Here is a 16,752-nt window from a genome sequence, read left to right as displayed (position 1 = left end):
GCTGGAGCGTTAGCGTTGGCGCTGGCTTTTATCGCTTATGAAAAGATGCTGGTGTCAACAGCCGATGAGAGTTTAGAGCGCTCCATTGCGGTATTGCCCTTTGAAGATATGAGCCCGGATAAATCGCAGGGGTATTTTGGTGATGGCATTGCTGAAGAAATTCTCAATTCCTTAGCCCGTTTAAATCAATTGGTAGTGATTTCCCGCACCTCGTCGTTTAATTTCAAAGACAGTAATACCGATATTCGCGACATCGGGCAACAGCTTAATGTCAATTACGTGCTCGAAGGTAGCGTGCGTAAGGATAAATCCCAATTACGTATTACCGCCCAGTTGATAGAAGTCACCAGCGGTGCGCATATCTGGTCACAAACCTATGACCGTACCTTAAACAGTATTTTTGCGGTGCAGGATGAACTCACCTATGCCATTACCCAAGCACTCAAACTTAATCTGTTACCTGATCAGGTTGAACATGAAGCCGGTATGACCTCGAACCCCGAAGCCTATGAGTTGTTTATTCAGGGGCGGGAGCTGGCTTATCGGCGCAGCTCGGATTCGTTAGAGCAAGCCGCTGACATATTGCAACAAGCGATAGAGCTGGATCCGCAGTTTTATCTTGCTAAGGCGCAACTTCATGTAGTATACGGCCTTGCCTTATTCTATGGGGGCTTTACCGAGGAATTACGTCAGTCAGAAACAGAACGCTTGTTTTGGGAGCTATTGGCCGCACCAGACTTTCCACTTAAAACGCTGGTAATGGCAACACAAGCTGAGAACAACAGTACACTCGCAATAAGCAGAGTGCTTTATCAACAAGCTTATGAACAAGCGCCCAATGACCCGCTCATTCAAAACGTCAGTACGTTAAGGCTGGATAATTATCAGGATATGATTCTGCGCCGGGAGCAGATACTGAAAACCAATCCGCAAAGTCAGGTCAATATGTCCAACCTTGGGTTTTTGTATTTAGTAACAGAACAACCTGATAAAGCTCAGGCAGTGTTATCCAGAATGGAACGGCTATTTCCAGATAACTCGCTGAACTTCGTCAGCAACCTTTATTTTAGTTACGCTTACCAACAGGATATTGAAGCGACCTTAGCGCTTATTAACGACTATCGCGGCGAGCCTAGTGCAGACTATAGAAGGGCAAAATCTTCAGTGAATATACTGAGCGGCAATATCGATACCGCGCTGGATTATATGGCCGAAGAGTTACGCCAGTCACCGGATTATGCAGAACAATTTTTGGGCGCTTTCTTATTACTATTGGATTTAGATATGCGAGGCAAACTCAACGAACAACAGCGCCTGCGCTTTCAACAATTACCGGTTAGTGAGTCTACCCAAAGCGAATTACTGACATACTACAAGCTGCTGTTAGGCGACGAAACTTTGTATGAACAACAACAGCAGTTGGCAGGGGTAAGCGCAGAGGAGTTTATGCAACGCGTTGATCTTAATCGCAGTGAGCCTTATGACTATGCAGCCATTAAAAAACGCAAAGGGGATGGCAGTTATGCGCAGGTACTGCAAACTAGTCTTGCTGATGCAAATTCCCTATGCCAACAAACTCAAAATAAGGTCGGCTGGTGGTGTGCAGATCTTATGTATTTCACTGGCGATATTTCCCTCCAGCAAACCCAGAGTATGTTTAAGCGCCAGCCAATGCTAGATACAGACTTGATAGGGATTGAGAAGTTTATCTTAACTGCACCCGCCTTTTACGGAATGAGCCTACACCCTGAGTTCGAGGCGCTGGCCAATGACTTTTTAAACCGCACCTTCAGAAAATGGAATCCGGATTTGGTGCCTGAAAATACCACTGAATAATCGCCTGGAATAGTAATCACAAACGACTTTTAACAGCCTCTTAAATGAGTAGACCATTATATTGCTTTGAGTGGTCATGCATGAATATCTCAACAACTTATCTATAAAGCATTGGGTCAATATTCATAATTAATGGTCAGTTTTCCTAATTTTTTGGTTGAATAAAATCTCGAACACAGAATTATATATCTATGTTATTGAAATATAATAATAAAATTTAGTGGCTTAACATTTGCTTTATAAGCCTTGAACCACTAATCGAGGAAAGGCTATGTATACAGATGAAGACCTGACAACTGCCGTTGAAGAAGGCATGTTTAGTCAAACGTCAGTGCAACAATTTCGCCAATTTATGGCAGAATCTAAAAATACACAATTAGTTGATGAAGAAAACTTTCGTTTAATCTCAGGGTTTAATGATGTGTTTGTAATGATTGCCAGTGGTTTGCTATTGGTGTCGGTTGCCTGGCTGGGCGCAACATTTGAACCTTGGTTTGGTGCTTTAGCCTTGTCTGCGGTTTCGTGGGGCTTAGCGGAATACTTTGTGCGTAAACGCCATATGGCTCTACCAGCTATTGGCCTGTTGCTGACGTTTTTGGGCGGTATATTTGCTGTGCCGATTTTATTTAATGATGTCAATCAGCAAAATGTGTCGGAAATGTCGCTGATTATTTCTGGTGTCATAACCGCCGTAGCAGCACGTTTACACTGGATGCGTTTTAAGGTACCGATTACTGTCGCCGTAGGCACCGCCGCTTCGGTTGTGTTTGTGCTGGCAATGATAATCAACTTTTCTCCAATGACGGTGACATTGATACTGCCGATGATCTTTGCTGGTGGACTGGTTACTTTTTTAATTGCGATGATCTGGGATGGAGCGGATCGTAGTCGGCAAACCCGTCGGACCGAATTATCAAGACAGCCATGTTATTCAATCGGCTAAGCCGATGCTTTTGATTTTCCCCTCGACTCCAACTTTCCCGATAGAAGTATCGGCTTGTCAAATGTCCAAACAGGGTGAAACTGGATTATTTAGAAGCGCAGCTTCGCCCAGTTGAACGGCTTCACATGGATGTGAAGACTGGGTGCCGATCATCATGGATGTGTTAAAGACTCTGTCAAAATATCAGCAAATTACATTTCCACGACATTGTTTCAACAAGGCTTGGCGAGCACAGGGATGTGCTCTCCAAGTCGGTTTGAAAATAAGGTGCAGGTGAAATCGGATCAGTAAGTTGGCCGGAGAGCGGCTTTTCTTGCTCACTTCTTTCAGCTGTTGGAAAGAAGTGAGTCGAGCCTCGGGACGAGGTTTGAAAAAACGTCATGCGACCAACATGGATGTTGGAAGGTAGAATAACGCAGGAGCAGTTATCGAGATGACGTAAACGGAGTGCATGCTTTGTCACGAAGCGATGCATTTATAAGTAAGCGCATGCTGTAGCTTGGTGCGCGCAGCGCATGCCCTGTGGCCGCAGGCCATGCCTTGTCGCGCAGCGATGCAATCAACTGTAAGCTCCGCGCATACCCTTTCGCGCAGCGATAAAGTAAGCGCAGCTTATCCCTGTTGCAACACCTTAATGCGTTCATCCAAGGGTGGATGACTGGAAAACAGTTTTTGCACCTTACCGGCACTAATCGCAAATGCCCTCATTTCATCCGGTAAGGGGGGAGCATCCTGATTTTGTTTTAAACGTTGTAAGGCCGCTATCATATTGTTGCGCCCTGCTAATTTGGCGCCACCGGCATCGGCTTTAAATTCGCGATAACGGGAGAACCACATGACTATCATTGAGGCGAATATGCCCAAAATAACCTGAGCGATAATCGACACTATCCAAAAAGCGGGCCCATGACCACGCTCTACTTTAAATACCACTCGATCGACTACATGGCCAATCACTCGCGACAAAAACACTACAAAGGTATTCACCACTCCTTGGATAAGGGTCAAAGTCACCATGTCGCCATTGGCCACATGGCTGACTTCATGACCTAATACCGCTTCGATTTCAGCTTTCGACATATGTTGTAATAAGCCGGTACTCACCGCGACCAAGGCCGAGTTTTTGTTCCAACCGGTAGCAAAAGCATTAGGGCTGGCATGATTAAAAATACCCACTTCTGGCATACCGATATTGGCGCGCTCAGCCTGCATTTTAACGGTTTGCACTAACCATCTTTCAGTTTCGTTACTTGGAGAATTAATCAGTTCTACACCCATTGTGCGTTTGGCCATAGACTTCGATAAAAACAGTGAAATAATCGAACCACTAAAACCAATAACAGCTGAATAAACCAACAAGGCTTGTAAATCTAAATCAACGCCGTTTTGCGCCAACAAACCTTGAAAACCAAACAAGCTAAACACCAAACTGATCAATGCCATGACGGCAATGTTAGTGGCTAAAAACATCAATATACGAAACATAAACACTCCTTGGTTGATGGCGCAGATATGGAGCTAATCCCTTAAAGGCACAAGAGGCTTAGTGACAAAAATTCTGCTCGGTGTGTTGAAATAGGTAATAGCTAGGTCTTGTTGCCACATTTAATTTGTTTTTCACCAATGTGGTAGACATTATTTACTGCAACATAGACTGTCGAGACAATGGCCGATGTAGGAATAGTAATAAGGGATAAAAACTCATCATTCCATTCATAAAAACTGGTATCTCCCTCTAGTAAATTAACCACTTTTAAGGTCTTTTTATCTGTCGATAATGCACATTGATATTTTTCAGTATGATCGACTGCCGGCATAACAACACAGCCTGTGAGGTTCAAAACACCTAAAAGCATTATTGCTTTGCTTAACATCAAGTTATCCTTTTTATAAATATAGTGAGTGAACGAAAGAGCACTTACTGATGACTTGCTTAAAATAACACAGTTGGTTAATTTAAATACCTAAAGTAATGTCGGTTTTATGCTTCGATGTGATCAGAAGTAATATTCAAAAGGAATGTTGTATGAAGCTATTTTTAGTCTTTTTCTATTTGACTTTAATAAGCACATTTTGCCACGCTGATTATCAGATAAACGATGCCAAAAGCTGTTTCAGAGGATCATTTGAGAGCTACGAAAGTTGGTTAGCTTATTCAGCCTCAAAAAAGAATTTTAACAAAGAGCGATTCTTAGCATCCTTTCCAAAAAGTAAATTCAATGAGCGAAAAGACACATTGGAATGTGTCGATTTTACTTATCAGGTTGACGGTTTCACTGTCGAAGGTTATTACCTTAAACCCAAACATCAACATAATAAAAAATTGCCTCTGGTCATCTATAACCGCGGTGGTAACGCTGACTATGGTTACATGGGTTTTAACAAGAAAATCGACTTTATAGCCGACATTGCAACAAGCGGTTATCTGGTTATTGGCAGTCAATACCGTGGTGCCAGTGCTCGTTTTATCAAAAATAATGGACAGGATGAATTTGGCGGCAATGACGTTAATGATGTCATCGCACTAGTAGAGATAGCCAAGGCTATGCCAGATGTTGATACCTCCAATATTGCACTGGTTGGCTGGAGTCGCGGAGTTATGCAGGCTTATCAGGCCGCAACACGGTTAAACAATGTTAAGGCTATGGTCGCCATTGCTGGCAATGCCGATGCAGAAAAAGCCTTGGCAAGGCGACCTGAAATGGAAAAGGTTTATCAAGCTAGGATTCCAAATTTTCAGTCTAACAGAGCCAAGGAGCTGGCCAAACGTTCGGTGATAAGGTGGATCGATAAACTGCCAACTGAAATGCCAATTTTACTGGTTCATGGCTCGGAGGATAAGCATGTAAATGTGGAGCAATCTAAACTACTTGCAACTGCCCTTAGCGAACAAGGCTACCCGCACAAGTTGGTTATTTATGAGGGTGATGACCATGGGTTGCTTAAAAGCAGAGCTGATCTTTTTGAGCAGTCCATAAGCTGGTTAAATAGTTACCTTAAAGCAAACTAATTGACAGTTTTAGCAAGGAAAATCCCGATAAAATAGATTTTTTAAGTTTTTTATAAAATCTTTGTCACACTTTGTTCAGTCGTCGTGCCTTTAACTTGTACATCACATTACAACTTAAAGGAAACCAGCAAAATGAAAACCCTAAACAACAAAACGCCTAAAAAATATACTTTAAAATTTAAACTCTCTTTTATCGCGCTGTTTATCGCCACTATCATTTTCCAACTCTTCGCCAATGGTTTGGTAAATGCAGCAGAAACAGCAAACAAACCATCCACCAACCAATTTACTATAAAGGTAATTGGCCAAGGCAAACCTGTAATACTTATTCCCGGTTTAATGTCTGATCAGCGAGTATGGGATGGCTTAAGTAAAGTACTGACAAAGCACTACCAATTACACCTTGTTAATATTGCCGGTTTTGCTGAAACACCGGCGACTACAAGCCCTTCATTACTTGCAGTCAAACAACAGCTGTTGAGTTATATCGAAAACAACAAACTCTTTAAACCCGCCATCATTGGCCATAGCCTAGGTGGATTTATGGCCATGTGGTTGGCATCTAGTGCTCCAGATTCCGTGGGAGCAGTGATATCCATTGACGGCCTACCTTATATTGGCCCAATATTTACGCAAACAAATGAGTCAACGGTAGCCAGCTTGGCAACACAGGCAATGCAAATAAACACGATGTATCAAGGTATGACTCAACAGCAACTGAGTATGCAAAGCCGTTATGGTTTGTCGCGTCAAGCAACCAGCACTGAGGCACAAAATACTGTTATGGCGATGATTGAACAATCTAATCCAGCCACTGTAGGCGAAGCCATCTTCACCCTGTTGAGCACTGATTTGCGCCAAGAAATCAGTAAAATCAACTCTCCTTTATTATTGTTAGGAGCATCAGGAGGCTTTGCTGATAGCGCCCCACAACAAGCGGCTGCAGAGCTTTATCAACAACAATTAACAGCCCTGCCTCAAGCTAAATTAGTAATGAATACCCAGTCGCGACATTTTATCATGCTCGACGACCCACAATGGTTAAATGCTCAAGTCAGTGAATTTTTGGATGCAGCATTATGAGTTTCAACGATGCTTTGCATGCCGACGTCCTTAAGGCGCAAGGGGGTGATCAGCAAGCTTTTGCCCGTCTGATCAAACAAACCAGTAATATGGTCAGTAGTATAGCGCTGGCCATCGTCAAAGATTTGGATAACAGCGAAGATGTAGCCCAGCAAGTTTATATAGGCGCATGGCAACAAATATCCAGTTTGCAAAATAGCAGGAGTATTTTGCCCTGGTTGCGCCAAAAGACGCGTTACAAAGCATTAAACTTTATGCGAGACAATAAACTAAAACAAAAGTTAGACAGTGAACAAGCCGACGAACTACTAGCCCAATTTTGTGATCCAACCGATGGACACGACATCGCCCTAGAGCGCCAGCAGCAATCAGTGATCGTGCAAGATTTTATTCAGCAACTGCCCGAAGAAAGCCGTGAGATAGTCTTACTTTATTATCGTGAAGAACAATCAAGCCAACAGGTCGCGCGTTTATTAGAGCAAAGTGAAGCCAATATTCGCCAAAAGTTGTCACGAGTCAGAAAGTTACTAGAAGAACAAATACTGGCTAAACATGGGCGTTTATTGCTCTCTACCGCGCCTACCCTTGGTTTTAGTGCCTTAGTACTTGGTGCAATTACCACCAGCAGTCCGGTTGCTGCAGCGAGTTTAGCCAGCAGTGGCGCAAGCAGTAAATCAGGCTTTTTTGCCAAGTTTTTGGCTGTATTAGGTGGCTCACTGTTAGGTGTGCTACTGGCTATTATTGCGGTGCGTATGAGTACAACTTTGTTACTGAAAAAAATGTCACGAGAAGCTGCCAAACAACAAGTGCTGCTCTACCGCAAATATATGACTATCTGGCTAATATTCAGTGGTGTCTTGCTAACCTGTGCCTACGAATTGACTTTAGGTTGGTGGGCTCCAGTAAGTGCCTACTCGTTATTTGCTTGGGGTGTGATAGTGCTAGTCACAAAAATGCACAAATTGGTCGAGTTAGAAATTTATGCCCTACCCACCTCTGATGCCAAAGAATTACGCAGCAGGAAGGTACAAAAATTTTGTGGCTTTTGGGGTTTAGTCTTAGGGATAACAACGGGTTTTGCAGGAATGCTTATTGGTTTGATCAATAGTGGAAGATTGCCACTGTAGCAGTGGCAATCTTAGCTAAAGCAGTTTGAAGCGTGCTAAAACAATCAAGCCAAGCCAACAATATACGCTCATAAAAGGCTTAAAAGTGAATCTATTTAACCAACAATGCAAACAAACTTAGCTCCAATTAGGACTCAAAAATACAGTCAATTCAACAGCGAGGTCATTTAGACTTGCATACTTATTAGGCTTGCCACAAACTCAAATAATAAGAATAAGAGTAAAATCAACATGAATTGGCGTGGATATGGATATTAAAAAAACGAAACCGTCCTCTAAAGGCATTGCCCGCAACCAACTATTCTTATTACTTGCCGTCGTACTGTTGGTTTTGGTGATCATTGCATACCAAAGAGGCTCAGCGGTTAGTGTTTCTCATGAAGATATTTTATTAGCTGATGTGCAACGTGGTGATGTGGATATTACCGTCAATGGTTTTGGCATTTTAAAATCCAACAAACGCCAGTTAATTACTGCGCAAAGTCCTGCCATTGTTAAAGAAATCATTCTAAAAGCAGGAGCCATAGTAGAAAGTGGCAGTGTGATTGTTCAACTAGAAAACCCCGATATTAATCAATTGGTAGAAAACGCCGAACAAGAGTTAAGCAAAGCAAAGGCTAATTATCGTAAATTGTTGCTCAACAATCAGCGTGAGTTACTAACAGAACAAGCCGCCATCGCCGATATAAAAACCCAACTGGAAGCTGCTACCCTAAAACGAGCTGCGCGCGAAACCTTGGTTAAAGATGGCGTAGTGTCAAAACTCGATTTTATCGAAAGTCAGCTGTTGGAAAGGCAATTAGAAAACCAATTGAAAATCAGCAGCCAACGCATGGAACAATTGTTAAAGGTGCATGCAGAGGCCCTCAATATTCAACAAGAGGAAAGCAACTTATATCAATCGAATCTTATTACTGCGCAAAAAAAATTAGATGATTTAAGCATTAAGGCGGCCTTTGCTGGGGTATTACAGCGCATGGATTTGGAGTTAGGGCAAAGCATTGCGGCGGGTAGTGAAGTCGCTTTAATAGGCAGTACCGATGACTTAATTGCCATGATCAATGTTGCTCAAAGTTCAGCGCAACAATTAAGCCTCAAGCAAAAAGTGCGAATTGATACTTACCAGCAAGTGATAACGGGCCATATTGTTAGAATTAATCCCGTGGTGTTTGAAAACACAGTTGAAATCGAAGTGGTATTTGATGCTGAGCAACCGGCTAATGTTAGGCCAGAACAAAGCATCAGTGCCGAGATTATAATTGAGTCGCTAAGCAATATTCTTTACGTACAACGTCCAGCCAAAGTACAAGCAGCAAGCAAGCAATTTGTCTACAAGCTTAACCAGAATAAGTCTGAAGCGGAACTGAGCGCCATAGGTTTTGGTAAACAAGCGAATCGTTCCATTGAAATAATAGAGGGTGCGCAGGCAGGAGATACCTTAATTATTTCAGATTTATCTAATTTAGATGCAACCCATATCAGCATTAATTAACAAGGAAACGTGATGGATAACATAAAAATTTCCATGAAAAATATCTGCAAGGTATTTGAAACCGATGAGTTGGAAACCCATGCCTTAGATCAAATTAATTTAAGCATAACTCAAGGTGACTACGTCGCTATTTCTGGGCCATCCGGCTGTGGTAAATCGACTCTATTGTCATTAATGGGTTTGCTTGACGAGGCCAGCAGTGGCGAATATTTACTTGATGGTATTGATGTCACTAAATTATCACTGGACCACGCTGCTGAATTAAGAAATCAAAAGATCGGTTTTATTTTCCAATCATTTAATCTAATTGATGAGATGACGGTGTTTGACAATATCGCTTTACCCCTTAGCTATCACAATAAGCCACCGTCAAAACAGGCAATAACGGAGCGTGTTAACCAATGTTTAGCTTTGGTTGGATTAAGTAACCGTAGCCAACATAAACCCAATCAGCTCTCTGGTGGACAACAACAGCGTGTGGCGATAGCGCGGGCTTTGGTTGCCAATCCATCCATATTGCTTGTGGATGAACCCACGGGAAACTTGGACTCTAAGACAGGTGACCAAATTATGGAGGTACTCGCTCAGCTTAATGAGCAAGGTACAACCATTTGCATGGTGACTCATGATCCTCGTTATGCTGCGATGGCAAAAAGTAGGATCAATTTGTTAGACGGTAAAATTAGCTAACGACAAGGATGATATTGTGAATAACTTGCTGATACAGATTAAGTTCGCCTGGCACAATCTAAAGAAAAAGCCCAGCTTTGTTAGTAGCGTCATTATTACTATGGGTCTTACTTTAGGTGCCCTGTTGTGTGTATTAACCCTTGCTTATGTCATTCTTTTTAAGCCCTTACCTTATCCCGATGCAGAGCGTTTATTTCGGGTTGACTCCACCGTAAATGTAGAGCAAAGAAAACCACTAGAAGGGCTCTATAGCTATCCGGGATTGATGGGTTTATATCAACGCCAAGATGTATTTAGCACCTCCGCGGTGGTAATAAATAGCAATGACGTTGAATCGTCTTTAGCTCATACCCCAGCGATGAAAGTTTCATTTGCCATGCCTGAATTTTTCCCGATGATGGGCGCTAGATATGCCATTGGCCGCGGCTTTGAACAAACTGAAGCTATCGACAGTTTTAATCCTGTGACTGTCATCAGTTATAAAACCTGGAAAAACGAATTCGATTTACGCCAAGATATTTTGTCGCAAAGTGTGACTTTTAGTGGGGTAACTTACCGCATCATTGGCGTTTTAGCTGAATCCTTTGCCGAACCCGCTATTTCATATATCGGTTATGAATCTGATGCATGGTTGACATGGGATTATAACTTTCGTCGTGATCTACGGGATAATTGGGCAGCGCTGATTAGTGGCTATATATTGGTGGGTAAATTACAGCCAAGTATTTCGCACCAGCAAGCCGAGCAAAAACTCAGTATGTTATTAAATGAGACATGGCAACAAAACACCACGAGTCATCCCCATTTCAAAAACTCACAAACGTCTGTGACATTGACTTCACTTAAAGACATTATATTGAGCGATAGCCAGTCGATGATTTATTTATTGCTGATCGGCATTGTCGGCTTAGTAGTTATTGCTTGTGCTAACGTCACTAATTTGTTTATGTCGCGCACCGCCGAGAAAAAACAACAACTGGCCATCTTTGCCGCTTTGGGGGCCAAAAAATCCCATTTATTTACCACACTTTTTGCTGAATCATTATTGTTAATGAGCTTGTCAATTATGCTGGCTATGGGTATCGCCTTGGGCGGATTTGAACTGATACATCGTTTTTTTACCGCTATATTTCCACGTGTCACGGAGTTATCGTTAAACGGATTTATGCTCATTGCGGCCATTGTTATAGCTCTTTCTTTGGCCTTTATATTTGCCCGTATTAGCAGCAATATGATCAATTATCGCGCCTTAAATACTGCCCTGCAAAGTGGCGGTAAAGGCACACAAGTTCAAGTATCTAAACGAGTTCGGCAAATTTTGATTGTCAGCCAAGTTGCCATAGCCACAGTATTGATATTGGTTAATACCAGCTTATTTCGTGAAGCCGCGATTACGATGACTCAGCCACTGGGCTTTAATACCGAAAATAGTTATTCACTAGGACTGTCTTATTCTGGTCGACCAAGGCCTCCAGCTGAACAGGTACAACCTATTATCAATGAGTTAATCAATCAGCTCGCGGAGCAACCTGAAGTACAAATGGCTACACAGTCTAATCCTCCATTTAATGCGCGAGAAGATGCAACATTCACTCTTGTCGGCCATGAAGACCCCATTGTCACCAGCGCAAATATGATCGGCAATGACTATTTTAGTTTGCTTGAGCAACCGCTATTGCAAGGACGGGAATTTACTAAGACAGACTTGCAGGCCAAAGCTCAGGTAGTGGTGATTAATGCAGAGCTCGCTGCACAGATCAGTGCTATTAATCCAAATACTGAGGTTCTCAATAGCCAAATCTACTTCGGTAAAATACCAATAACTATTATTGGTATTGTACAAAACGCCCAGTTGCCTTGGCACAAAACGGTTCAAGGTAAGTTTAATTTACCAATGAGAGAAGGAAGCACCGGTTTCTTAATTAAACTACATCCTAAGCAACATTTATCGCGAGAACGCATTGGTGAACTGCTCAAAAAAATCGACCCTAAATGGACAGTCTGGGATTACGTGAACTTACATGACTTACATTTACAGTATTTGTTTCCACAAATTATTATGGCAAGTACCACGGGGGCTTTAGCCTTATTAACCCTGTTACTCGCCGCAGTGGGTTTGTACGGAATTTTAAGTTACAGCACGCAAATGCGTAAAACTGAAATCGCCACTCGCTTAGCCATTGGCGCTAAACGCAATGCTATATTCAAACTTATGGTTAAAGATAATGTAGGTGCCATTTCATTGGGAATCATTTTAGGCATTATCATTTTACTCGGGCTGTTTATTGGTTTTAGCGAGGTATTGCAGGAATATCTGTCTTATTACCTCATCCTCATGTTTGCAATAACCTTGGCAATGATAAGCATAGTAGCACTGGGCGCGGCCTATTTACCTTTACGCCAGTATTTCTCTAAACCAATCAGTACATTATTAAGAGGGGAGTAATACCAACTCCATTAAATAAATGTACACTCAGCGAGAATTTAAAAGCACATAATCAAGGCGCTTGAATGAAAAAGCCCAGTCATTATTTGCTGGGCTTTTTGCTAAAGACTGTCGGGTTTACAAGCGAGTATTACATGTTAATTTTGGTAAGATAATTATATGTCTTACTCAACCATGACAGGTTACTACTTTGTTAGCCGCAATCTTATCCGCACATCTTTATACCAAAGCTAACATCATCTCAGCAGTACTGACTTCAAACTTGCCTGGGGCTTCTATGTTAAGCACCTTGACCACACCATCGTCAACTAACATGGCGTAACGCACCGAGCGTAAACCACCAAAAGTTGCGGTTTGTTTGGCTAAACCTATGGCGCTGGCAAATTCAGCGCCACCATCGGCCAGCATAATGAGGTGTTCGGCATTATGGGCATCGCCCCACGCAGCCATAACAAAGGCATCATTCACCGAGGTACAGACAACACTATCAATGCCCTTAGCTTGAAATTTATCAAATAAGCTTACATAGCCAGGTAAATGGGCTTCAGAACAGGTTGGCGTAAAAGCTCCTGGCACCGCAAAAACCACTACTTTTTTGCCAGCAAAAATGTCAGCTGTGGTGGGGTTAGAGCTAATGCCATCTTTACGTAAACTAAAGGTTACTTCGGGTAAGGTATCACCAGTTTTAATCATCTTATTCTCCACATTAATTGTTTTTGGGCTGTAATAAATCCCACTTATTGCCTTCACCATCGCGAAACATAACCACGGTAGCGTAAATCTCTTCTCTGGGCTGCTCTAAAAATTCCACGCCAGCGGTTTGCATACCTTGATAATCAGTCCAAAAATCTTCACTTTGCAAAAACAGAAAAACACCTTCTCCAGCTTGTTTGCCAATTAGGTGCTGCTGTTGTTGATTGGCCAAGGTTAATACTAAAGCACTAGTTGATGCATTATGTTGTGGCGCAACTCGGATCCAGCGTTGCTCACTTGTTACAGGTACGTCACATAAGAGCTTAAACCCCAACTTATTGACATAAAAATCAATGTCACGATCGTAGTTAGCAACCAATACACTGACGTTGCTGATCATCATGATGCGTCCTCCTTGTGACTTACAATGAGGTAAATATCAAACCGGTTGGCTTTGCCTTGCATCTCTATTTGTGGTTTAAGGCCTGCCAGATAGGGCGCGTCTGCTGGGCGTTTAACGACCACGCGTTTTAAGGCTAAGGCCAAAGCCGGTTTTAATAATAGGTCGGCATCTTCATCTGGGCCTAGCAATTGCTGAAACAAACGCATTTCTTTTTTAACTAAGGCTGATTTTTTACGATGGGGGAACATGGGATCTAAATACACCACATCGGGGCGCTCAGCTTGCCAATCATTCATTAGCTCAATCGCAATGCCGTGTTGCAAAATCATAGACTGGGGCAACCAAGAGGCCAGTTCACCGCTTTGCTTAGCTCGTTCAATCCCATCAGCCAACAAAGCCGCCACTACCGGTGAACGTTCGATTAACTGTAACTTACAGCCCAAACTGGCTAAGACAAAAGCATCACGGCCTAAGCCCGCTGTCGCATCTAAGACTTTTAAACCTACTTGGCCTTTTAAGCCCACGGCCTTGGCAATGGCTTCTTTTTTACCACCTCCGTGTAAACGCCTAAAGGTCAGGGCGTCGGAGGCAAAGTCGACCAGCACTTCGCCTACTTTGGGTTCGTCGAGTTGTTTAAGCGCCAAGTGTTGTTCGCTTTGCAACAACACCAGTCCTTGAGTCGCGTTGGCAACAAAAGGCAAACCCCAGTATTCAGCCGTTTGTTGGGCTTTGCTCAGCAAAGCCACGCTGGCACCTTGCGGCACGGTAACAGGAGTGGTGCGATTATGAATATCAAGCATGACCGTAATGTTCTTTATGAGCTAACCAACGATTAATAATAGCTTGGGCATTGGCAGGATAATGTTGCCACAAATGCTGAGCCAGTTCTTGTACCTGGGGGATCAATTCGGCATCACGAATAAGATCGGCAATTTTTAAATCCGCCAAACCAGTTTGTTTGGTGCCGAGTAATTCACCCGGACCACGTATTTCGAGATCTTGCTGGGCGATATAAAAGCCGTCATTAGATTCCCGTAATACCGCTAAACGTTTAGCCGCAGTTTTAGATAAAGGGCTTTGGTACATCAGCACACAGTGGCTTTCTACCGAGCCACGCCCTACTCGCCCGCGTAACTGATGAAGTTGAGCCAGTCCTAAACGTTCAGGATTTTCGATGATCATTAAGCTGGCATTGGGTACATCGACGCCGACTTCTATCACAGTTGTCGCCACTAATAAATCCAGATTACCTGCTTTAAACTCCGCCATGATCTGCTGTTTTTCATCGGCTTTCAGGCGGCCATGCACTAAACCGACTCTAAGTTCTGGCAACAGGGTGGTCAAAATCACTGCGGTATCTTCAGCGGCCTGACTTTGTAAAAACTCAGACTCTTCAATCAGGGTGCACACCCAATAGACTTGTCGATTAAGCTCAACCACCGCATTACGCACTCTGAGTATCACTTCTTCACGGCGAGTATCTGGCAGCACCACGGTTTTAACTGGCGTGCGCCCAGGTGGAAGCTCGTCTATGATCGAGGTATCTAGATCAGCATAGGCCGTCATTGCCAAGGTACGTGGAATAGGCGTAGCAGTCATAATCAATTGATGGGGAAAAGCCCCTTGTGCTTCACCTTTTTCACGCAGCGCCAAACGCTGATGTACACCAAATCTATGCTGCTCATCCACTATCACTAGGGCTAGATTGGAAAATTGCACAGCCTCCTGAAATATTGCATGAGTACCGACCAGCATTTGTGTTTCACCTGATTGCAAAGAAGTAAGCGCCTGCTCACGTACTTTTGCTTTAAGCTTGCCCGCTAACCAACCTACCTCGATGCCAAGGGGATTAAGCCATTGGCGAAAGTTATTGGCATGTTGCTCGGCTAACAATTCTGTGGGTGCCATTAAAGCAACCTGATGACCAGCGTTAATGGCAGATAATGCCGCCATCACTGCGACTAGGGTTTTACCCGAGCCTACATCACCCTGCACTAAACGCATCATGGGCCGATTTAACTGCATATCTTGTTGTATATCATTGAGTACCCGACTCTGGGCACCAGTCGGTTTAAACGGCAACTGAGCCAAAAATTGAGTCAGTAGATCACCAGCCGGTTTAATCGCAAAACTGCGCTGCTGCTGACTTTGCTGACGCACCTTTAATACACTTAAATGGTGGGCAAGTAATTCTTCGAGCACCAAACGCTGCTGAGCGGGGTGTTTACCTTGCTCTAACAAGGTCAAAGTCACATCCGGTGGCGGACGGTGTACCAATTGCAAAGCATCGTGCAAACTAATTTGTTGCTGATACAAACCTTCGGGCAAGAGCTCAGCTAAACCACCTTTACGTAACAGCACTAAAGCTTGTTCGGTCAGGCTGCGTAAGGTGAGTTGTTTGATACCTTCGGTAGCAGGGTAAACCGGCGTAAGGGATTCTTGCACTGGCACCTGACTATCCACATCAACCACTTTGTATTCAGGATGGAGAATTTCAAAACCAAACTTACCGGCTTTGATCTCGCCAAAACAGCGGATGGTCTTGCCCAGCTCTAAGTTGTTTTTTTGCGCTGCACTAAAATGAAAAAATCGTAAGGTCACCGTGCCTGTGCCATCACTGACGCGCACAATTAACATACGTTTACGGCCAAACTGCACATCACAAGAGGTGATTTCGCCCTGAATATTAGTGCTTATAAAAGGCTGTAAATTACTGATGGCATAAATGCGGGTGCGATCTTCATAGCGATGGGGTAGATGGAATAACAAATCCTGAACACTCAAGATCCCCAACTTAGTCAGGTTTTCAGCGACTTTAGCGCCTACTCCTTTAAGTTCGGTAACCGGCGTCGTTGCTAATCCTCGCATGTTGTCCTAATGGTCTTGTCTGGCGTATCGATGTGTACGCCAACTGGTGAACTGAGCGGCATAATATACCGTAAATGTTTGAAAATGCGAGTTTCAGCACAGTGGTTTAGGCAACAAAACGAGGCTAAACGCTGAGCTCTTTAACGAGCTCAGCAAATATA

General features: G+C 43.3%; 13 protein-coding genes and 1 pseudogene. 8 read left to right on the top strand and 6 right to left on the bottom strand.

What is annotated here, in order from left to right; genetic code table 11:
- Positions 1–1,836, top strand: a pseudogene (locus tag AX660_RS22285) (hypothetical protein); the annotation flags it as partial.
- 271 nt (positions 1,837–2,107) lie between these two features.
- Positions 2,108–2,779, top strand: a complete 672-nt coding sequence (locus tag AX660_RS22280; protein ID WP_068382306.1) for a hypothetical protein — start codon at positions 2,108–2,110, stop codon at positions 2,777–2,779.
- Between the two features lie 612 nt (positions 2,780–3,391).
- Here the strand turns inward: AX660_RS22280 and htpX are convergent.
- Positions 3,392–4,264, bottom strand: a complete 873-nt coding sequence (gene htpX, locus AX660_RS22275) for a protease HtpX (protein WP_068382304.1) — start codon at positions 4,262–4,264, stop codon at positions 3,392–3,394.
- Positions 4,265–4,365: 101 nt separating this feature from the next.
- The gene (locus AX660_RS22270) at positions 4,366–4,596 is read right to left on the bottom strand and encodes a hypothetical protein (RefSeq protein WP_131811853.1); all 231 of its coding nucleotides are present in this window, start codon (positions 4,594–4,596) and stop codon (positions 4,366–4,368) included.
- Positions 4,597–4,805: 209 nt separating this feature from the next.
- On the opposite strand from AX660_RS22270, the gene AX660_RS22265 reads away from it, so the two are divergent.
- The 6 genes from AX660_RS22265 (at position 4,806) to AX660_RS22240 (ending at position 12,627) form a co-directional block, all read left to right on the top strand.
- Positions 4,806–5,789 carry an alpha/beta hydrolase family protein gene (locus AX660_RS22265; protein ID WP_068382300.1) on the top strand — a complete coding sequence of 328 codons (984 nt, stop codon included), beginning with the start codon at positions 4,806–4,808 and terminating at the stop codon, positions 5,787–5,789.
- A 132-nt stretch (positions 5,790–5,921) separates the two neighbouring features.
- Positions 5,922–6,872: an alpha/beta fold hydrolase gene (locus tag AX660_RS22260; protein ID WP_068382298.1), complete on the top strand. Its 951-nt coding sequence runs from the start codon at positions 5,922–5,924 to the stop codon at positions 6,870–6,872.
- A complete protein-coding gene (locus AX660_RS22255) occupies positions 6,869–7,999 on the top strand; it encodes an RNA polymerase sigma factor (protein ID WP_068382296.1) in 1,131 nt (376 codons plus the stop codon). Before AX660_RS22260 ends, AX660_RS22255 begins: the two co-directional genes overlap by 4 nt.
- Positions 8,000–8,246: 247 nt before the next feature.
- Entirely contained in the window at positions 8,247–9,491 is a 1,245-nt protein-coding gene (locus AX660_RS22250) for an efflux RND transporter periplasmic adaptor subunit (RefSeq protein ID WP_068382294.1), read from the top strand.
- Positions 9,492–9,503: 12 nt separating this feature from the next.
- Positions 9,504–10,181 carry an ABC transporter ATP-binding protein gene (locus AX660_RS22245; RefSeq protein WP_068382292.1) on the top strand — a complete coding sequence of 226 codons (678 nt, stop codon included), beginning with the start codon at positions 9,504–9,506 and terminating at the stop codon, positions 10,179–10,181.
- A gap of 16 nt (positions 10,182–10,197) precedes the next feature.
- Complete coding sequence (locus tag AX660_RS22240) at positions 10,198–12,627, top strand: ABC transporter permease (protein WP_068382290.1); 2,430 nt, start codon at positions 10,198–10,200, stop codon at positions 12,625–12,627.
- Positions 12,628–12,846: 219 nt separating this feature from the next.
- Here AX660_RS22240 and AX660_RS22235 read toward each other — a convergent pair whose 3' ends face one another.
- From AX660_RS22235 to recG, 4 genes are read right to left on the bottom strand one after another with little or no spacing between them, the layout of a single operon-like run.
- Positions 12,847–13,320, bottom strand: a complete 474-nt coding sequence (locus AX660_RS22235) for a peroxiredoxin (RefSeq protein WP_068382289.1) — start codon at positions 13,318–13,320, stop codon at positions 12,847–12,849.
- A gap of 13 nt (positions 13,321–13,333) precedes the next feature.
- Positions 13,334–13,723 (bottom strand): VOC family protein, encoded by a 390-nt coding sequence (locus AX660_RS22230; protein ID WP_068382287.1) that lies wholly within the window; start codon positions 13,721–13,723, stop codon positions 13,334–13,336.
- Positions 13,720–14,523: a class I SAM-dependent methyltransferase gene (locus AX660_RS22225; protein ID WP_068382285.1), complete on the bottom strand. Its 804-nt coding sequence runs from the start codon at positions 14,521–14,523 to the stop codon at positions 13,720–13,722. Before AX660_RS22225 ends, AX660_RS22230 begins: the two co-directional genes overlap by 4 nt.
- Entirely contained in the window at positions 14,516–16,591 is a 2,076-nt protein-coding gene (gene recG / locus AX660_RS22220; RefSeq protein WP_068382283.1) for an ATP-dependent DNA helicase RecG, read from the bottom strand. The genes AX660_RS22225 and recG overlap by 8 nt, the downstream gene beginning before the upstream one ends.
- Positions 16,592–16,752 lie beyond the last annotated feature (161 nt).

Origin of the sequence: Paraglaciecola hydrolytica, assembly GCF_001565895.1 — a bacterium.
Lineage (GTDB): Bacteria > Pseudomonadota > Gammaproteobacteria > Enterobacterales > Alteromonadaceae > Paraglaciecola > Paraglaciecola hydrolytica.
The sequence above is the reverse complement of the archived record's forward strand: the minus strand, read 5'-3'. Positions and strand labels throughout refer to the sequence as shown.